The sequence below is a fragment of the Kineococcus xinjiangensis genome (genome assembly GCF_002934625.1).
Taxonomy (GTDB): domain Bacteria; phylum Actinomycetota; class Actinomycetes; order Actinomycetales; family Kineococcaceae; genus Kineococcus_A; species Kineococcus_A xinjiangensis.
In genome coordinates this window covers 27064-45679 of sequence record NZ_PTJD01000008.1, presented here as the reverse complement: position 1 = coordinate 45679, position 18616 = coordinate 27064, and the positions used below count along the sequence as shown (strand labels likewise).

Below are 18616 nucleotides of genomic sequence, written 5' to 3'. Positions count from 1 at the left end.
GGATCGCTCCCGGCGGCCCGGCGCGTCTCAGCTGACCATCTGCGGGGTCGCCGGGTAGCGGTAGGCGGCACCGCGGTTGGCGGCGACCGCGGCGAGGATCGGGAAGACGAGGTACGCGATGCCCACCAGGGGCATCAGGAGGAACCCGATGAGGACCGTCGTGAGGCTGGCCGACACGATCCACGCGATCAGGATGATGATCTGGAAGTTCAGGGCGGTCGCGGCGTGCCCGCGCAGGAAACCGCTGCGGTCCTTGAAGACCAGGTAGACCACCAGCGCGGGGATGAACGAGAAGAAGATCCCGCCGATGTGCGTCAGCGTCGCCCAGGTGCGCTCGTCGGCGGGGCTGACCGGCGGCTGCCCGTAGGGTCCGGCCCCGTACTGCGCCGGCTGGCCGTACTGGCCCTGCGGGGCCTGGCCGTACTGGGGCTGACCGTGCTGCGCCGGCTGCCCGTACTGGCCCTGCGGCGCCTGGCCGTGGGGCGGCTGCCCGTACTGCGGCGGCTGCCCGTACGGCGGCTGCCCGCCGTGCTCCGGGGGCCGCCCCGGCTTGTCGAAGTTCGGCCCCGGGGTGGGGGAGCTGTCGGACACGGGTCCTCCTGCCTGCTGCGGTCGGTCGTCTGGGTCACCCCCGGCCGGCTCTGCCGTCCAGGGGTGGTTCGCGGGCTGCTCGCACCGCCATGCTGACAGGTGCCGGTGCCCGGTGGGCCGGGTGCGCCCGAACGGTGCGCCCGCCGGGTGCGCCCGGTCCGGGCACCCGCCCGGGCGCCGGATCAGGGCTCCCCGTCCGCCGTGACGAAGTCCACCAGCTCCTCCACCCGGCCCAGCAGCGCCGGCTCCAGGTCGGTGTAGTCGCGGACGGTGCCGAGGATGCGCTTCCAGCCGTGCGCGACGTCGGCCTGGGTGGCGTGCGCCCAGCCGAGCTCGGCGAGGATCCCGTGCTTCCACGACGTGCCCCGCGGGATCACCGGCCAGCGCTCCCAGCCGAGGCGCTGCGGCCGCACCGCCTGCCAGACGTCGACGAACGGGTGCCCCACCACCAGCACGTGGGGGTGGCGCACCTGCGCGACGATGCGCGACTCCTTGCTGCCGGGGACGAGGTGGTCCACGAGCACGCCCAGGCGCCGGCCGGGCCCGGGGCGGAAGTCGCGCACCGCCGCGGCGAGGTCGTCGACGCCGTCGAGCATCTCCACGACGACGCCCTCCACGCGCAGGTCGTCACCCCACACCTTCTCCACCAGCTCGGCGTCGTGGCGCCCCTCGACGAGGATGCGGGAGGCGCGCGCCGTGCGGGCGGCCGTCCGCACGGCGAGGGAGCCGCTGGCGGTGCGGGTCGGCGCGGCGGGCTGGGCGGGGCCGCGGGGGGCGACGAGCCGCACCGGCTCCCCGTCGATCCAGAAGCCCGGCCCCAGCGGGAAGGTGCGGGTGCGCCCGCGGGCGTCCTCCAGCACGACGACGTGCATGCCGCCGCTCTTCTCCACCCGGACGACGGCACCCACCCAGCCGGTGTCCACGTCCTCCACGACGAGGCCGGGCTCGGCCGGCTGCTCCCGGCTCGTGGGGCGGCGCGGGTGCGGGTCGCGGGCGAGGACGTCGCTGCCGTAGCGGTCGGGTGGCGTCACGGGCGGCACGCTAGCCACCTCCGCGCCCGGAGCCGGGCAGGCTCGCGGCGGCGGAGCGGTGGCCGGGGCCGCGACGGCCTAGACTTGGCACTCCGGCGCCTGGAGTGCCAGGAGGAGCCGGCAGGACAGGGCGTGCGGGCGGGACCGGAGGTGGGGCATGAGCGACGAGCGACGGATGGCCGTGCTGCGCGCCATCGTCGAGGACTACGTCAGCACGCGGGAGCCCGTCGGGTCCAAGAACCTCGTCGAGCGGTACCAGCTCGGCGTGTCCCCGGCGACGATCCGCAACGACATGGCCGTGCTGGAGGAGGAGGGCTACATCGCCCAGCCGCACACCAGCGCCGGCCGGGTGCCCACGGACAAGGGCTACCGCCTCTTCGTCGACCGCCTCGCCACCGTCAAGCCCATGTCGGCCGCGGAGAAGCGGGCCATCCAGGCGTTCCTCGACGGCGCCGCCGACCTCGACGACATCGTCGACCGCACGGTGCGGCTGCTCGCCTCGATCACCCGGCAGGCGGCGGTCGTGCAGTACCCCTCGCTGTCGCGGGCGGCGGTGCGCCACGTGGAGGTCATCCACGTCGGCGGCCGCTCGGCGCTGCTGGTGCTCATCACCGACACCGGCCGGGTGGAGCAGCGGGTCGTCACGCTGCACTCGCGCGTGGCCGACGCCGAGCTGCCCCCGCTGCTGGCCGACCTGCGCACGCGGCTCAACGCGGCGCTGGTCTCGCGGCGGGTGGCGGAGGCCCGCGACCTCCTGCCCGGCGTGGCCGACGAGGTCCCCGCGCCGCAGCGCGCGGCGGCCGACGAGGTGCTGGCCGCGCTGCGCGACGGGCTGACCGCGGCCCTGGAGGAGCGGGTGGTGATCGCGGGCACGGCGAACCTCGTGCGCAGCGGGACCGACTTCCCCGCCTCGCTGGGCTCGGTGCTCGAGGCGCTGGAGGAGCACGTCGTCCTGCTGCGCCTCATGCAGGAGATGGCCGAGGACCAGCAGTCCGGCCCGGGCGGCCTGAGCGTCCGCATCGGCGCCGAGAACCTCGACCTGGGGCTCGCGGAGACGTCGGTGGTGACCAGCGGCTACGGCGAGGGGCAGGCCCTGGCGCGCCTGGGGGTGCTGGGACCCACGAGGATGGACTACCCCACGACGATGGCCGCCGTGCGGTCCGTCGCCCGCTACGTCTCCCGCATCCTCGCGCAGTGACGCAGCCCCGCGACGTGCCGCCCGAGCGACGTGCCGCCCGACGACCTGGACCCGAGGACCCGATGCAGGACCACCCGATGAGGAGACGGTGCCGCCCGTGAGCGACTACTACGAGGTGCTCGGTGTCTCGCGCGACGCCTCCCCCGAGGAGATCAAGCGGGCGTACCGGAAGCTCGCGCGGAAGCTGCACCCGGACGTCACCGACGACCCGGACGCGGGGGAGCGGTTCAAGGAGGTCTCCCAGGCCTACGAGACCCTCTCCAACCCGGAGAAGCGGGACCTCTACGACCGCGGCGGCACCCAGCCGGGCGGTGCCGGCTTCGGCGCGGGCTTCGGCTTCAGCGACATCATGGACGCCTTCTTCGGTGGCGGCGCGACCGCCGGCCGGGGTCCCGTCAGCCGCACCCAGCGCGGCCAGGACGCCCTCATCCGCGTCGACGTCGACCTCGCGGAGGCCGCCTTCGGCGGTACCAAGGAGATCGCCGTGGACACCGCGGCGATCTGCCCCACCTGCAAGGGGAGCTGCTGCCAGCCCGGTACCGAGCCGGTCACGTGCGACATCTGCGGCGGCCGCGGCCAGGTGCAGCGGGTCGTGCGCTCCCTGCTGGGGCAGGTGATGACCGCGCAGCCGTGCCCGACGTGCCGCGGCTTCGGCACCGTGCTGCCGGCGCCGTGCCTGGAGTGCTCCGGCGAGGGCCGGGTGCGGGCGCGCCGGCCGCTGACCATCCGCATCCCCGCCGGGGTGAGCACGGGCACCCGCATCCAGCTCGCCGGGCAGGGCGAGGTCGGCACCGCCGGGGGCCCGGCCGGGGACCTCTACGTGGAGATCGCCGAGCGCCCGCACCCGACGTTCCAGCGCCGCGGCGACGACCTGCACTGCACCCTGGAGGTGCCGATGACCGCCGCCGCCCTGGGCACGGTCATCCCGCTGGAGACGCTGGAGGGCGACGACGTCGACATCGAGGTCCGCGCCGGCTCGCAGTCGGGGGAGACCGTCACCCTGCGCGCCCGCGGCACGGAGCACCTGCGCTCCACCGGTCGCGGTGACCTGCACGTGCACCTCGACGTCGTCACGCCGCGCAACCTCGACTCCGAGCAGGAGGAGCTGCTGCGCCGGCTCGCCGAGCTGCGGGGCGAGGTCCGCCCCGCCGGCCGGCTCTCCCCCTCCACCCAGGGCGTGTTCTCCAAGCTGCGGGACCTCTTCGCCGGGCGCTGAGCGGCCGTGACGGACCGGCCGTCGCGGCCGGTCCGTCACGGCTGGTCCGGCGGCGGGCGCGGAGACCGACCCCGAGCGGTCCCCGCGCCCGCCGCCGCCCGCTCCCGCCGGGCGGCGGCGGGTCAGCGGACGTCGAGCGTCTTCGTGTCCGGGAAGGGCGGGTGGCCCTCGCCCTCGGAGGCCTCGCCCGGGTCGAAGACGGACAGCGTGTACACGCCCGTCGTCAGCTCCAGCTCGAACGCGAACGGCCCGATCTCGCCGTTGGCGCCCGCGGTGGTGTAGCCGCGCGCGACCTCCTCGCCCTCGTGGTCGGTGAGGACGTAGTTGAGGTTCGCCTCGAAGCCGGTGCCGAGGCCCTCCACCTGCAGGACGCCAGGCTCCACGAGGGCGCCGTCGGACAGGCTGGTGATCCAGACCGGGGCGTGGACCTCCTCCTTGGGTGCCCGGCTGACGGTGTCGGGCAGCTTGACGGCGCCCCACAGCTCCGCGCCCTCGTGGTCGCCGACGATGATCCGCACGGGGAGCTCCTCCCCGGCCGCGGCGGTCACGGTGTGCACGAGCTGCTGCACCGCCATCGCGGCGGTCGCGGAGCCGACGCCGGGGCCGGAGACCGCCTCGCGGGAGACGGTGACGGTGATGACGTCGGCACCGACCTCCACGCTCGCCTGCGGGTCCGGCTGCCACGGGGAGGTGTAGTCGGGGTCCTTCGGTTGACCGGCGAGCATCAGCCGCAGCGCCTGCGTGGGCCCGTCGGCGGTGCCGGAGGTGGGCAGGTACTCGCGGTACAGCTTCGGGCCGGTGGGGTGGTCCCCGCCGCCCAGCCAGTACACCGGGACGGTCTTCGGTGCCGGGCTCGCGCTCTGCGTCGCGCCGCCCTTCGTGCCGGTGGCGCCGGGGGTGGCGCCGCCGCCCTCGCTGCTCCGGCCGGTCGGCGCGCTCGCACTCACGGTCGGCTGCGGGGCGGGTTCCGCCGCGGGCGGCTGCCACGCCGGCGCGGACTCGCCCGGCTGCGCGGGTGCGCTCACCACCTGGCGGGTGTCCCGGTCGAGCCCCGTCACGGCGTAGGCGCCCCCCGCCACGGCGAGCGCGGCGGCGGCCACGCCGGCCACCGCACCCGTCCGGCGGCGGTGACGGCGGCGGGCCGCCTCGGCGTGGATGGCGGCGAGCCGGTCGGCGGGGCGCAGGCCGGCGGTGTGCGCGGCGAACGCGTCGTGCAGCAGCGCCGCCGTGGGGTCCTCCGCCGGGGAGGGCAGCCCGCCCACGGGCACGGGGCCGGCGTCGGCCGGGCCGTCGTAGCGGCCGGGGCCTCCGGAGTGGGGGGAACGGTCCTGGCTCACGGCTGCTCCTCGTCGCGTCGCTCCCGGGCTGCGTGCCCGCGGAGGGAGGTGGTCGGGTCGTGGGGGAGGGGGAGGCCGCCCGTCGGGGCCAGCGCGCTGCGCAGCGCGGCGAGCCCCCGGTGGGCGTGCGTCTTGACGGCACCGCGGCTGATGCCGAGCGCCGCGGCGATGCCGGCCTCGGACAGGTCCCCGGAGTAGCGCAGCACCAGCACCTCCCGCTGCCGCAGCGGCAGCTCCGCCAGCGCTGCGAGGACCTCCCGGTGCTGGGAGGAGCGCACGGCCAGCTCCTCCGGGCCCTCGGGCTCCGGGTCCGGCAGCGGCCGGCGCCGGTCCACCACCTCGCGGTGCCGCAGCACGTCGCGGGCGCGGTTGACGACGATCTGCCGGAGGTAGGCGAGCGCCGCATCGGGGTCCTCCAGGCGCCGCCAGCGCCCGTGCAGGGCGACGAAGGCGTCCTGCACGACCTCCTCCGCGCTGCCGCGGTCGTGCAGCAGCAGCGACGCCAACCCCACCAGCCGGCGCCAGTGGGTCGCGTACAGGACGGTGACGGCGTCCTCGGCGTCCCAGGTGCGGGGGTCGTCCACGGGTGCCTCGGGCGGTCCGGCCGGGGGTGCGGCGTCCGCGGGGCGGGCCGGGGCGGGGTCGCCGCCGCGGCGCCACCACGCGGCGGGGCGGCGCTCAGCCACGGCGGCGACCCCCGCGGTGACGCCGCGCGCGGGCTCCGCCCCGGCGCCCCAGGGCGCTCTCGTGCTTCTCACACCTGTTCCACGTCCCAGACCCGCTCACGGTTGACATGCAATCGCACGCCGGGTGCCCGCCCCGCGCCCAGGGGCGCCGGGGACCGCCGTGGCGGGAGCGCGGGTAGCGTGGCGCCATGAGCGACGCAGCCCGCGAGGAGGACCTGTTCCTGCGCATCATCGCCGGGGAGATCCCGGCCGACGTGGTGCACAGCGACGACCTCGTCGTCGCCTTCCGCGACATCGCACCCAAGGCCGACACCCACGTCCTGGTCGTGCCCCGGGAGCGCTACCCGGACGTGCCGGCGCTGGCGGCGGCCGCCCCGCAGACGCTGGCGCACGTGGTGGCGGTGGCGAAGCGGATCGCCGACGCCGAGTGCGGCGGCGAGTTCCGGCTCGTCTTCAACACCGGCGCCTCGGCCGGGCAGACGGTCTTCCACGTCCACGCACACGTCCTGGGTGGCAAGGGCCTGGCGTTCACCGACCTGTGACGGCCGGTTCACCCCGCGCTCGCCGGGGCGACGCCGCCCGGGCGGCGGGCACCCAGGGGTGCATCCCGCTCCGGGCCCGTGTTGGATGACTTCCCATGTGCGGACTGTGCGGCGAGATCACCTTCGACGGGAGCGCGGCCGACGTCTCGGCGGTGCAGCGGATGTCCGAGGTCCTCGCACCGCGCGGTCCCGACGGGCAGGGGACCTGGGCGCAGGGCCGCATCGCCCTCGGGCACCGGCGGCTGTCCATCATCGACCTGTCCGAGTGCGGCGCCCAGCCGATGCACGACCTCGAACTGGGGCTCACGGCGGTCTTCAACGGCTGCATCTACAACTACCGCGAGCTGCGTGAGGAGCTCCTGGGGCACGGCTACCGCTTCGCCGGCCACAGCGACACCGAGGTGATCCTCAAGGCGTACCACCGCTGGGGCGAGGACTTCGTCCACCGCCTCGTGGGCATGTTCGCCGTGGTGATCCACCACCGCGATTCCGGCCGCGTCCTCATGGTCCGCGACCGCCTCGGCATCAAGCCGCTGTACCTCGCGGAGACCCCCGGCCGGCTGCGCTTCGCCTCCAGCCTGCCCGCGATCCTCGCCGCGGGCGGTGCCGACACCACCATCGACCCGGTCGCGCTGCACCACTACCTGACCTGGCACGCCGTGGTGCCCGCCCCGCTGACCATCCTGCGGGGCGTGCGGAAGCTGCCGCCCGCGACGATGCGGGTGGTCGAGGCGGACGGCACCAGCCGGGAGCACCGCTACTGGGACCCGCCCCACACCCGACGCGAGGAGTTCGCGGGCTTCTCCGACCGGGACTGGGAGGACGCCGTCCTGGAGTCCCTGCGCACCGCGGTCCGCCGGCGCACCGTGGCCGACGTGCCCGTGGGGGTGCTGCTGTCGGGCGGGCTGGACTCCAGCCTCATCGTCGGCCTGCTCGCCGAGGCCGGGCAGAGCGGGCTGGCCACGTTCAGCATCGGGTTCGAGTCCGTCGGCGGGCGCGAGGGCGACGAGTTCGCCTACTCCGACGTCATCGCCGAGCGCTACGGCACCGACCACCACCGCATCCGGGTGACCTCCGACGAGCTCGTCGGCGCGCTCGGGCACGCGGTCGAGATCATGGCCGAGCCGATGGTCAGCCACGACGTCGTCGCCTTCGACCTGCTGTCGCAGCACGTCTCCCGCAGCATCTCCGTCGTGCAGTCCGGCCAGGGCGCCGACGAGGTGTTCGCCGGCTACCACTGGTACCCGCCGCTGGCCGGGATCGGCCGCGAGGAGGCGGTGGACGCGTACGCGCGCGCCTTCTTCGACCGCGACCACGCGCAGATGGCCGAAGTGCTCTCCCCGGAGTGGATGCTCCCCGAGGACCCCTCGCGCCGTTTCGTCGCGGAGCACTTCGCCCGCCCCGGCGCGGAGACGGCCGTGGACGCCGCGCTGCGCCTGGACTCGCAGGTGATGCTCGTCGACGACCCCGTGAAGCGGGTGGACAACACCACGATGGGCTGGGGCCTGGAGGCGCGGGTGCCGTTCCTGGACCACGACCTCGTGGAGCTGGCCGCCGCGGTGCCGCCGGAGCTGAAGCTCGCCGAGGGCGGCAAGGGCGTCCTCAAGCGGGTCGGGCGCCGTGTCATCCCCGCCGAGGTCATCGACCGCCCCAAGGGCTACTTCCCCGTCCCGGCGATCACCCACCTGCAGGGCAAGGTGCTCGACGTGGTTCGCGACGCCCTCTCCAGCGACGCCGCCCGCCGGCGCGGGTTGTTCCGGCCGGAGTACGTCTCCCAGCTGCTGCGCGACCCGAACTCGGAGCTGACGCCGCTGCGCGGGAACAAGCTGTGGCAGCTCGGCCTGCTCGAGCTGTGGCTGCAGCAGCACGGGATCGACTGAGGCGGTCGCGATGAGCAGCGGGTACGGACGATGACCAGGAGGCGCCGGGCGGCGGTGGCGGGCCTGCGCCGCCGCCCCCAGGAGTCGGGGGAGATCGCCATCCGCTCGTGGGAGCGACCCCCGCGGCACCTCGTGCGGGGCATGGGCCGCGACGTGGTGCTGGACATGGGCTGGGGCAGGCTGGTGTTCGGGCAGACGTTCGACGACCAGGGCTGCATCGTGGACGCGCTGCGCGCGGAGGAGACCGGCGAGCGGGACATCGCCATCTACGTGCGCGACCCGCAGGTCCTGGTGGGCCTCGCGCCGCACGAGCTGTTCGTGGACCCCTCGTACACGTTCCGCCTGGACCTGAGCCAGTACCGCCCGCCCCGCGACCCCAACCACGACGTGTTCGTGCGGATGGTGCGCTCGCGCGAGGAACTGGAAGAGGTCAACCGCATCTACGCCGCCTGCGGCATGGTGCGTTCCGACGCGGACGTGATGTGGGCCAACCACCGCACGCGCACCTTCACGTACCTCGTGGCGGAGGACACCCGCACCCGCGCCATCGTCGGCACCGTCACGGGCGTGGACCACGTCCTCGCCTTCGACGACCCGGACAACGGCGCGAGCCTGTGGTGCCTGGCCGCCGACCCGCAGGCCGCCCCGCCGGGTGTGGGCGAGGCGCTGGTGCGGGTGCTGGCCGAGCGCTACATCGGGCGCGGGCGCGCGCACCTGGACCTGTCGGTGCTGCACGACAACTCCGGGGCGATCGCCCTGTACCAGCGCCTCGGCTTCGTGCCCACGCCGACGGTCGTGGTCAAGCGGAAGAACCCCATCAACCAGCGGCTGTACGCGCCGAGCCCCGAGGGCCTGGAGGCGCTCAACCCCTACGCCCGCATCGTCGCCGACGAGGCGCTGCGCCGCGGGATCCGGGTGCAGGTCACCGACGCGCCGTCGGGGGAGCTGCGCCTGTCCTACGCCGGGCGCCGGGTGCTGACCCGGGAGTCGCTGTCGGAGCTGACGAGCGCGGTGGCGATGAGCCGCTGCGACGACAAGCGCGTCACCCGCCGCTTCCTGGCGCGCGCGGGGCTGCGCGTGCCCCGCGGCGTGGAGCTGACCGGGGTGGACCCCGAGGGGCTGCGGCAGGCGCGGCGGCTGGCGGAGGAGACGGGGCCCGTGGTCGTGAAGCCCGCCCGGGGCGAGCAGGGCAAGGGCATCACCGTCGGGGTGGGCGTGGAGGACCTGGCCGCGGCGGTGGCGGAGGCGGCGCGGCACTGCCCCGACGTGCTGGTGGAGGAGCTCGTGGCGGGTGAGGACCTCCGCGTCGTCGTCATCGACCACGAGGTGGTCGCCGCGGCGGTGCGCCGTCCCGCGGCCGTCGTGGGCACGGGCGCGGACACCGTCCGCGCCCTCATCGAGAAGCAGAGCAGGCGGCGGCAGGCCGCCACGGGCGGGGAGTCGAGCATCCCCCTGGACGCCGCGACGGAGGCGGTGGTCCGCGAGGCCGGCTACGCCCTGGTCGACGTCCTGCCGCGCGGGGAGCGGCTGCAGGTGCGCCGCACCGCGAACCTGCACACCGGCGGCACCATCGAGGACGTCACCGACACCCTGCACCCCGACATCGCGGAGGCCGCCGTGGCGGCGAGCCGAACCCTGGGGATCCCGGTGACGGGGCTGGACTTCCTCGTGCCGGACCTGCGCGGCGGGGACCACGTGATCATCGAGGCCAACGAGCGCCCCGGGCTGGCCAACCACGAGCCGCAGCCGACGGCGCAGCGGTTCGTCGACCTGCTCTTCCCCGAGACGCGGGGCGTGCCGGTGCGCTGAGCGGGAGGCGACGCCGGTGCCACCCCAGCGCGCCGCCGGGTGCCCGGGTGCGCGACGATCAGGTGACGGGCAACGGCGGGCAGCGGTCGTCGGCGGAACGCCGGGGTGCCGGCGACGGGGAGGAGCGGCACGGTGGCGCAGCAGCGGACGGTGGGCGGGGCGGCGACCGGCGAGGTCGAGGAGGGGCGCCCTGTCGACGTGCCGGTGGACCGGGAGTACCTGCAGACGGTCCTGCTGGAGCTGCTGCGGACCCCCAGCCCGTCGGGACGCACCGACGCCGTCATGCAGTACGTCGGCGAGCGCATCGCCGAGCTGGGCATCCCCTTCGACCTGACCCGGCGGGGGATCCTGCGCGCCACCCTGCGGGGCCGGTCCCCGGTGGTGCGCCGGGCCCTGATGGTCCACGCGGACACCATCGGGTGCATGGTGAAGCGGCTGCAGGACAACGGGCGCCTGGAGGTGGTGCCCGTGGGCAGCCACAGCGCCCGCTTCTCCGAGGGCGCCCACGTCACCGTCTTCACAGACGAGTTCGAGCGCACCTTCACCGGCACGGTCCTCCCGCTGAAGAGCAGCGGGCACACCTACGGCGACGAGGTCGACACCCAGGGGGTGGGCTGGGACCAGGTGGAGGTCCGCATCGACGAGCCGGTGGAGACCGCCCGGGACCTCACCGCGCTCGGCATCCAGGTCGGCGACTTCGTGGCCCTCGACGCCAACCCGCAGATCACCCGCGGCGGGTACGTGAAGTCCCGCCACCTCGACGACAAGGCCGGCCTCGCCGTCTGCCTGACGACGCTGAAGGCGCTCGTGGACGCCGGTGTGGGCCTGGAGGTGACCGCGCAGCTGCTCGTCACCATCGGCGAGGAGGTCGGCTTCGGCGCGACGCACGGGCTGTCCGCTCACCTGGCGGAGATGGTGGCCATCGACAACGCGGTGGTGGCGCCGGGGCAGCAGTCGCGGGAGGAGACCGCGAACATCGGGATGATGGACATGACGGGGCCGTTCGACTACCACCTGTCCCGCCGCATCCACGCCCTCGCGGACGAGCACGCCATCCCGGTGCGCCGCGACGTATACCGGCACTACCGCTCCGACGTCGCCCCGGCCCTGGAGGCGGGGGTGGAGGCGCGCGCCGCCCTGCTCGGCTTCGGGGTGGAGTCCAGCCACGGCCACGAGCGCACCCACGTCGACGGCCTGGTGGCGCTGACGCGGCTGCTGTCGGTGTACCTGCAGAGCGACCTGACGTTCCACGACTGGGACCGCCACGCCTCCGGCACCCTCGACGACTTCCCCAGCACGAGCGTGCAGCCGGTGGACCTGGAGCCGGTGGACCGCACGGTGTGGGCGGAGGCCGGCGCGGAGGAGTGAGCGGGGCCCGCCCGCCCCGGCCCGCGTGCCGAGTCCGCGGGCTGCGGGGAAGGACTGTGCTGGGCAACGGGTGCGGACTAGCCTGGTAGCGCAGCGCAACGGCGAGCAGGGCTCCCATCGACGAGGGGCGCCGCGTGGACACCTCCGGGGAACCATCGCGTGACGGTCAGCGGCGCGAGCCTGCGCCCCCTGGTCGACCGGACGTCAACCGTCGCAGTCGCCGGCGGTGGGCAGGCGTCCTGGCGGGCGTCGTCTCGCTCGTGGCCGTGCTCCTGTTCTCGGCCCTCTCTGCGGGCGTCGGCGGTGACGGGGCGGCACCGCCCCACCCGGCGGAGCCTGCACCGGGCGAGCCTGCACCGGGCGAGCCTGCACCGGGCGAGCCTGCACCGGGCGAGCCCGGTCCGGGGGAGGGCATCGCCCCGACCGGCACGGGTGGTCCTCCCGGCCTCAGCCGCGAGGACATCGACGCGATCCGCGCGAGGTGCTTCGGAGGCACCCTCGCTCATCGCCTGCCGTCTCCCATGACCGTGGGAGAGACGCGCGAGATCGTCGTCCGCGCAGCTCCCGACACCAGCAGCGTGGACCCCGGCAACGCCCTACCCGGCGACGGGCCGGTCGACAGCAGCGCAGTGCGCCTGTGCAGTCAGGTGAGGGCCGACCTGGACGGCGCGGACTTCGACGTCGAGCGCACGGGCGAGCCGACGGGGAGGCGTGGCGTCGGGTCGGAAGGAGCCGTGGAGTGGTCGTGGGCGGTGACGCCCCTGCGCGCCGGGGAGGACCTCCAGCTCGTCCTCACCCTCTACGTCTCGGAGCCCGACGTCGCTCCGATCGAGCTGGAGTCCTTCCGGAAGACGATCGTCGTGGAGGCGAACCGCGAGGAGGACACCAAGGGCTTCGTCAGGGACTGGCTGATCCCCGCAGGCATCACCGCCCCCGTCGTGGTGGCCGCCCTCGGGTGGCTCGTCGTGCGCTGGCGCACACGCCGCGCGGCACGCTCCGCCGTGGTCGTCGATGTGCGGGACGCCGCCGACGACGACGCCAGGCGCCCGACCGGCTACCTGTGACGGACCGCCCGCACCGCTCGGCCAGGCGACGTCACACGGTGACGTCGACGCGGCCCTCGGTGTTCAGCAGCAGGTAGGCCAGCGCCCGTTCCATCGGCTCGCCGGCGAACGGGTTCCACTCCTCCATGTTCGCCATGACGTACTGGCGGGAGACGTCGTGGAGGTACTCCGCGGTGACGGCCTGCCCCGGGGGGAGGCGGACGGCGCTCTGGCGGTCGGTGGCGATCTGGCGCGCGAAGGGGCTGACGTGCTGCTCGGGGGTGTCCTCGTAGCCCGGCTCGATGTGCTCGCCGGTGGCGTACTCGATGAGCTCGCGGTCGGCCTGGGTGAGGTGGTCGAACATCGTCTTGGTGACGGTGCCGGCGCGCTTGGACTCGCGGACCCCCACCGGACGGCCGACCCCGGCCACCCGCACCCCGGAGCCCTGCGCGGCGAGCTGCTGGCCCGACGCGGAGGACGCCGCACCCAGGGCGGACCCGGAGGTGGACCCGTTGCCGGACGTGGACGGAACCTCCACAGCGCGTTCCTCCTCCGGTGCCCGAGCCGATCGCTCTGCCGCTGCTGCGGTCTGGGATGCCCATCGGCAGCCCGCGGCCGGACCTGAGCGGCGGGCCGCTGGCGGGGATCCGCGAGAGGCGTGTCCTAGGGTCGGGGCGTGATCGGGGCCGTGGACGAGGTCGTGGTGGACTGCGCCGACCCGCGGGCGCTGGCCGTGTTCTGGGCGGGCGTCCTCGGCGGCGAGCCGACCGGTCGCGACGGGGCCTGGTGGTACGTCGACCCGCCGGGGTGGACCCGGCTGGCCTTCCAGCGGGTGCCGGAGCCCAAGGCCGTCAAGAACCGCCTCCACGTCGACGTGCGGGTGGACGACATCGCCGCTGCCGCGGAGCGGGCCGAGGCCCTCGGGGCGCGGCGCACGGGCGGCGTGCACACCGACGCCGCCGGCTCGTTCCAGGTGCTGCTCGACCCGGAGGGCAACGAGTGGTGCCTCGTGCGCCCGGCCTGAGCGCCCGCACCGCGCGGCGCCCCCGACCGCGTCCGGACCTGCGCCGGGCGGCTGCGACAGTGGGGAGGACATGAGCGGGCAGCAGCGGATCCTCCTCGTCGACAACCACGACTCGTACACGTACAACCTGTTCCAGTTGCTGGCGGAGGTCACCGGCGACGAGCCGGTCGTCGTGCGCAACGACGACCCCGCGTTCGACCGGCGGGACCTGGCGGGCTTCGCGGCCGTCGTCGTCTCCCCGGGCCCGGGCCACCCGGGCGTGGCCCGCGACTTCGGCGTCTCCGCGGAGGTGCTGCGCGCCGCGGAGGTGCCCGTGCTGGGCGTCTGCCTGGGGCACCAGGGCATCGCGCTGGGGGAGGGGGCCCCGGTGGTGCGGGCCCCGGCGGCGCGGCACGGGTTCGTCGACCGCATCCGGCACACCGGCGCCGGGCCGTTCGCGGGGCTGCCGCAGGACTTCGAGGCCGTGCGCTACCACTCCCTCTGCGTGCCGGAGCCGCTGCCGGAGTCGCTGGAGGCGGTGGCGTGGGCCTCCGACGGGGTCGTGATGGGCCTGCGGCACCGGCACCGGCCGCTGTGGGGGGTGCAGTTCCACCCGGAGTCCGTCGCCTCCGCCCACGGCCGCGACCTCCTGCGGGCCTTCGCGGAGCTGGCGGGCGTGCCGGTGCGCCCGGCTCCCGCGCGCGCACCGGGCCGGGCGTCCGGGGTGCAGGCGCCCCCGGTGCGGGTGGACCCGCCGGTGCTGGAGGTGCTGACGCGGGTGCTCGAGCGGGAGGTCGACACCGAGGCGGCGTTCCTCCGGCTGCACGCCGGTGCCGCGCGCGCGTTCTGGCTCGACAGCGCCTCCGCGGCCGGCGGCCGGGGGCGCTTCTCCTTCCTCGGGGCGCCGGACGGCCCGCTCGCAGAGGTCCTGCGCCACCGGGTCGGCGAGGAGCCGGGGGCCGGGTTCCTCCGGCACCTGGGCGGCCGCCTGGCCCGGCGCCGCCTGGATCCGGCCGACCTGCCGGCGGAGCTGCCGTTCGGCCTCGTCGGCGGCTACGTCGGCTACTTCGGCTACGAGCTGCGCGCCGAGCTGGGCTCGCCCACGTCCCGGCGGGCGGGTCCGCCCGATGCGCTGTGGATGTTCGCCGACCGCCTGGTGGTCGTCGACCACGCCGGGGGACGCACCTGGGCGGTGGCGCTGGTCGAGCGCGCGGCCGGGGCCCCCGCGCGCGCGGCGGCGCAGCGGTGGCTGGCGGACACCTGCGCCGTGCTGGAGGGCCTGCCCGAGGCCGTCGCCCCGACGCCCCTGGAGCTGCCGGACGTCGACTGCGAGCCGTGGCTGCGGCGCGAGCGGGCGGGATACCTCGCCGACGTGGCCGCGGCCCGGGAGGCGCTGCTGGCGGGGGAGAGCTACGAGGTGTGCCTCACCGACGAGGCCGTCGTCCCCGCGGAGGGCGGCCCCGGCGACGGCCTGGGGGTCTACCGCCGGCTGCGCCGCACCAACCCCGCCCCCTACTCCGCCTACCTGCGCTGCGACGAGGTGGAGATCGCCTGCTCCTCCCCGGAGCGCTTCCTCACCGTCGACGCCTCGGGCGTGGTGGAGAGCTCCCCGATCAAGGGCACGGCGCCGCGCTCGGCGCACCCGGAGGAGGACGAGCGGCTGCGTGCGGAGCTGGCCACCGCACCCAAGACCCGCGCCGAGAGCCTCATGATCGTCGACCTGGTGCGCAACGACCTGGGCCGCGTCTGCGAGGTGGGCAGCGTCACCGTGCCGCGGCTGATGACCACGGAGTCCTACGCCACCGTCCACCAGCTGGTCTCCACCGTCCGCGGGCGGCTGCGTCCCGGCGCCACGGCCTTGGACGCGGTGGCCGCCAGCTTCCCGCCGGGGTCGATGACGGGGGCTCCCAAGGAGCGCACGATGGAGATCATCGACGCGCTGGAGGGCCGCGCGCGCGGGCCGTACTCGGGAGCGCTGGGTTACCTGTCCTGCACGGGCGCGGCCGACCTCAACGTGGTGATCCGCACGCTGGTCCGCGACGGCGCCTCGTGGCGGGTGGGGGCGGGCGGGGCGATCGTGCTCGACTCCGACCCGGAGGAGGAGTTCGCCGAGATGCTGCTGAAGGCCGCCGCGCCGCTGCGGGCGGTCCTGGGGGCCGAGCGGCGGGAGTGAGCCCCGCGGGCACCGGGACCCGGCGCGGCGGGGTCAGCGGTGCCCGGTCAGAAGCCGGCCAGCCGCCGCCAGCGCGCGGTGAGCTCCGGCAGCCGGGGCAGCGGCACCCCGTCGAGGGAGATGACCTCCACGATGCCGCGCACGCTGGAGGCGAACCAGGCGGCGTCCGCGGCCGTCAGGTCCACCACCGGCACCAGCGCCGCCTCCACGCGCACGCCCTCGTCGGCCGCCGCGGCGAACAGCGCCTCCTGCGTGGTGCCGGTGAGGATGCCGGTGGGTCCCGCCGGGGTGGTGCGCAGCGCACCGTCCGCCCACCACAGCAGCGACGAGGTCGGTCCCTCCAGGGCGAAGCCGTCGGTGGAGACGAGCAGTGCGTCGTCCGCCCCGCGCCGCTCCGCCTCCCGCACGGCCGCGGTGTGCACCGCGTAGGAGAGGGTCTTCACGCCCCCGAGCAGCCAGGGGGCGTCCGCGTGGGCGTCGGCGGGCGTGCCGCGGGAGAGGGAGACCACCGCGATCCCGGCCTCGCGCTGGCGCAGCGCGCTCGCCGGCAGGGGCGCGAGCGTCGCCACGCCGGTGGGGACACCGGAGCCGGGCAGCCCCCGGGTGACCATGAGCTTCAGCGCGGACTCGCCGGAGCCGGCCGAGGCCACCAGCTCCGCGGCGAGCGCCGCCCACGCCGCGCGGTCGGGCCGGGGCAGCTCGAGGGCGGCGCAGGAGCGCTCCAGCCGGTCCAGGTGCGCGTCCCAGCCCTGCACCCGGCGCTGCTCGCCCGGGTCCTCCCCGGCGAGCACCCGCAGCGTCTCGAAGCAGCCGTCGCCACGGCCGAGGCCGAGGTCCTCGGCCGCCAGCACCGGATCGGCGGGGTCGACGAGCCCCCGCCCGAGGACGCCGGCGGCGCGGCCGGCCGGGATCGCGACGGTGGGGCGCGGCAGCGCCCCGGGGCTCTCGACGGGTGGGGTCGTCACCCCGACACTGTCCCCCACCGCCCGCGCGCGAGCCGATGTGGGAGGCCCTCGGTACCATCGGAGGGTCCCAGCAGCGGCGTCGACGGAGGCGAAGGCCCCACCCGGGCGACCATGGCCAGTCAAGAGCAGAACACCAGTCCCGACCCCGGCGCGCGCCTCGGCGCGGACGCCGCCGCCGGGACCGTCCACCCCACGCCCGCCCGCCACACCATCGTGGTGCCGCCGGAGGTCAGCATGCTGGCGCTCCTGGGCGCCCGCGACGAGCTGCTGCGCGTCCTGGAGCACTCCTTCCCGCGGGTGGACGTGCACGTGCGCGGCAACGAGATCAACCTGGTCGGCGCCTCGGCGGAGATCGCCCTCGTCGAGCGGCTGCTCGACGAGATGACGGCCGTGCTCGCCTCCGGCAGCGCCCTGTCGCCGGACGCGGTGGAGCGCGCGGTCGGGATGCTGCGCGCGCAGGCCTCCGGTGTGGGCAACGACCGCCCCGCCGAGGTCCTGACCCTCAACATCCTGTCCAGCCGCGGCCGGACGATCCGCCCCAAGACGGTCAACCAGAAGCACTACGTCGAGGCGATCGACGCGCACACCATCGTCTTCGGCATCGGCCCGGCCGGCACCGGCAAGACGTACCTCGCGATGGCCAAGGCCGTGCAGGCGCTGCAGTCGAAGAAGGTCAACCGCATCGTGCTGACGCGCCCCGCGGTGGAGGCCGGCGAGAGGCTCGGCTTCCTGCCGGGCACGCTCACCGACAAGATCGACCCGTACCTGCGGCCGCTCTACGACGCCCTGCACGACATGGTCGACCCGGAGTCGATCCCGCGGTTGATGGCGGCGGGCACGATCGAGGTCGCGCCGCTGGCGTACATGCGCGGGCGCACCCTCAACGACGCGTTCATCATCCTCGACGAGGCGCAGAACACCTCCGCCGAGCAGATGAAGATGTTCCTGACCCGCCTGGGCTTCGGCTCGAAGATGGTCGTCACCGGTGACGTCACGCAGGTCGACCTGCCCGGCGGCACCGAGTCGGGGCTGCGGGTGGTGCAGCGCATCCTCGACGGCGTGGAGGACGTCAGCTTCAACGTCCTCACCAGCAGCGACGTCGTCCGGCACCGCCTCGTCAGCGACATCGTCGACGCCTACAGCCGCTGGGAGGAGTCCCGGCCGGCGCAGGGCGGCCGAGGCGGCTCCTCGCACGAGGGTCCCCGCACCGGGACCCGCAGCCGGTGAGCATCGAGGTCGCCGACGAGAGCGGGTTCGCCGAGGAGCGCGGCGTCGACCAGGTCGAGCTTGCCGCCCTGGCGCGCCACGTCCTCGACGCCATGCGCGTGCACCCGCAGGCGGAGCTCTCCGTCCTGCTCATCGACGAGGACGCCATGGAGCGCCTCCACGTGCAGTGGATGGACGAGCCGGGCCCCACCGACGTCATGTCCTTCCCGATGGACCAGCTGCGCCCGGGCCGGGAGGGCGAGACCTCCGACCCCGGCCTGCTCGGCGACGTGGTGATCTGCCCGCAGGTCGCGGCGCGCCAGGCCGCGGCCGCCGGGCACGCCACCGCCGACGAGATCCTGCTGCTGGCGACGCACGGCATCCTCCACCTGCTCGGCTACGACCACGCCGAGCCGGAGGAGAAGGCGGAGATGTTCGCCCTGCAGCGGCACCTCGTGCTGACGTTCCTGGCCACCGTGGGACGCCCGGGCGATCCGACGCCCACCGAGGGGCACGCGGCCGGCGATCGCGGCGGCTCCGGGGGGCGGTGAGGGCGTGGACGCACCCG

General features: G+C 75.4%; 17 protein-coding genes. 11 read left to right on the top strand and 6 right to left on the bottom strand.

Annotated elements, in window-relative coordinates:
• Window positions 1-27: 27 nt before the first annotated feature.
• The gene (locus CLV92_RS22885) at window positions 28-591 is read right to left on the bottom strand and encodes a DUF4870 domain-containing protein (protein WP_104433105.1); all 564 of its coding nucleotides are present in this window, start codon (window positions 589-591) and stop codon (window positions 28-30) included.
• A 182-nt stretch (window positions 592-773) separates the two neighbouring features.
• On the bottom strand, window positions 774-1622 hold the full coding sequence (locus CLV92_RS12150; RefSeq protein ID WP_245886755.1) for a DUF3097 domain-containing protein: 849 nt from the start codon (window positions 1620-1622) through the stop codon (window positions 774-776).
• Between the two features lie 157 nt (window positions 1623-1779).
• Between CLV92_RS12150 and hrcA the strand changes: the two genes are divergently transcribed.
• Together hrcA and dnaJ are read left to right on the top strand one after the other, a co-directional pair.
• Window positions 1780-2820, top strand: a complete 1041-nt coding sequence (hrcA, locus tag CLV92_RS12145) for a heat-inducible transcriptional repressor HrcA (RefSeq protein WP_104433103.1) — start codon at window positions 1780-1782, stop codon at window positions 2818-2820.
• 97 nt (window positions 2821-2917) lie between these two features.
• Window positions 2918-4036 carry a molecular chaperone DnaJ gene (gene dnaJ, locus CLV92_RS12140; protein ID WP_104433102.1) on the top strand — a complete coding sequence of 373 codons (1119 nt, stop codon included), beginning with the start codon at window positions 2918-2920 and terminating at the stop codon, window positions 4034-4036.
• Window positions 4037-4158: 122 nt separating this feature from the next.
• Here dnaJ and CLV92_RS12135 read toward each other — a convergent pair whose 3' ends face one another.
• Complete coding sequence (locus tag CLV92_RS12135; RefSeq protein WP_104433101.1) at window positions 4159-5373, bottom strand: Gmad2 immunoglobulin-like domain-containing protein; 1215 nt, start codon at window positions 5371-5373, stop codon at window positions 4159-4161.
• Window positions 5370-5957 (bottom strand): SigE family RNA polymerase sigma factor, encoded by a 588-nt coding sequence (locus tag CLV92_RS23065; protein ID WP_104433100.1) that lies wholly within the window; start codon window positions 5955-5957, stop codon window positions 5370-5372. The genes CLV92_RS12135 and CLV92_RS23065 overlap by 4 nt, the downstream gene beginning before the upstream one ends.
• Window positions 5958-6247: 290 nt before the next feature.
• Between CLV92_RS23065 and CLV92_RS12120 the strand changes: the two genes are divergently transcribed.
• From CLV92_RS12120 to CLV92_RS12100, 5 genes are all read left to right on the top strand, one after another.
• Window positions 6248-6601 (top strand): HIT domain-containing protein, encoded by a 354-nt coding sequence (locus CLV92_RS12120; protein WP_104433099.1) that lies wholly within the window; start codon window positions 6248-6250, stop codon window positions 6599-6601.
• 95 nt (window positions 6602-6696) lie between these two features.
• Entirely contained in the window at window positions 6697-8481 is a 1785-nt protein-coding gene (locus CLV92_RS12115; RefSeq protein WP_104433098.1) for an N-acetylglutaminylglutamine amidotransferase, read from the top strand.
• A 30-nt stretch (window positions 8482-8511) separates the two neighbouring features.
• A complete protein-coding gene (ngg, locus tag CLV92_RS12110) occupies window positions 8512-10290 on the top strand; it encodes an N-acetylglutaminylglutamine synthetase (protein WP_104433097.1) in 1779 nt (592 codons plus the stop codon).
• 132 nt (window positions 10291-10422) lie between these two features.
• Entirely contained in the window at window positions 10423-11658 is a 1236-nt protein-coding gene (locus tag CLV92_RS12105) for an osmoprotectant NAGGN system M42 family peptidase (protein WP_245886752.1), read from the top strand.
• A 527-nt stretch (window positions 11659-12185) separates the two neighbouring features.
• Window positions 12186-12722, top strand: a complete 537-nt coding sequence (locus CLV92_RS12100) for a hypothetical protein (RefSeq protein WP_158257221.1) — start codon at window positions 12186-12188, stop codon at window positions 12720-12722.
• Window positions 12723-12753: 31 nt separating this feature from the next.
• Here CLV92_RS12100 and CLV92_RS12095 read toward each other — a convergent pair whose 3' ends face one another.
• Complete coding sequence (locus tag CLV92_RS12095) at window positions 12754-13239, bottom strand: hypothetical protein (RefSeq protein WP_104433095.1); 486 nt, start codon at window positions 13237-13239, stop codon at window positions 12754-12756.
• Window positions 13240-13377: 138 nt separating this feature from the next.
• Between CLV92_RS12095 and CLV92_RS12090 the strand changes: the two genes are divergently transcribed.
• Window positions 13378-13725, top strand: coding sequence for a VOC family protein (locus CLV92_RS12090; RefSeq protein WP_104433094.1), 348 nt, complete (start codon window positions 13378-13380; stop codon window positions 13723-13725).
• Window positions 13726-13795: 70 nt separating this feature from the next.
• Entirely contained in the window at window positions 13796-15877 is a 2082-nt protein-coding gene (pabB, locus tag CLV92_RS12085) for an aminodeoxychorismate synthase component I (RefSeq protein ID WP_104433093.1), read from the top strand.
• Between the two features lie 47 nt (window positions 15878-15924).
• Here the strand turns inward: pabB and CLV92_RS12080 are convergent, their stop codons facing one another.
• Window positions 15925-16842: an aminotransferase class IV gene (locus CLV92_RS12080; RefSeq protein ID WP_211291082.1), complete on the bottom strand. Its 918-nt coding sequence runs from the start codon at window positions 16840-16842 to the stop codon at window positions 15925-15927.
• 111 nt (window positions 16843-16953) lie between these two features.
• On the opposite strand from CLV92_RS12080, the gene CLV92_RS12075 reads away from it, so the two are divergent.
• On the top strand, window positions 16954-18069 hold the full coding sequence (locus CLV92_RS12075; RefSeq protein ID WP_104433092.1) for a PhoH family protein: 1116 nt from the start codon (window positions 16954-16956) through the stop codon (window positions 18067-18069).
• The gene (gene ybeY / locus CLV92_RS12070) at window positions 18066-18599 is read left to right on the top strand and encodes an rRNA maturation RNase YbeY (protein ID WP_104433091.1); all 534 of its coding nucleotides are present in this window, start codon (window positions 18066-18068) and stop codon (window positions 18597-18599) included. The genes CLV92_RS12075 and ybeY overlap by 4 nt, the downstream gene beginning before the upstream one ends.
• Window positions 18600-18616 lie beyond the last annotated feature (17 nt).

Coding starts and splice junctions, on each gene's coding strand:
- hrcA (WP_104433103.1), top strand. CDS start 1,780: ATGAGCGACGAGCGACGGATGGCCGTGCTGCGCGCCATCGTCGAGGAC.
- ngg (WP_104433097.1), top strand. CDS start 8,512: ATGACCAGGAGGCGCCGGGCGGCGGTGGCGGGCCTGCGCCGCCGCCCC.
- CLV92_RS12120 (WP_104433099.1), top strand. CDS start 6,248: ATGAGCGACGCAGCCCGCGAGGAGGACCTGTTCCTGCGCATCATCGCC.
- CLV92_RS12075 (WP_104433092.1), top strand. CDS start 16,954: ATGGCCAGTCAAGAGCAGAACACCAGTCCCGACCCCGGCGCGCGCCTC.
- pabB (WP_104433093.1), top strand. CDS start 13,796: ATGAGCGGGCAGCAGCGGATCCTCCTCGTCGACAACCACGACTCGTAC.
- CLV92_RS12115 (WP_104433098.1), top strand. CDS start 6,697: ATGTGCGGACTGTGCGGCGAGATCACCTTCGACGGGAGCGCGGCCGAC.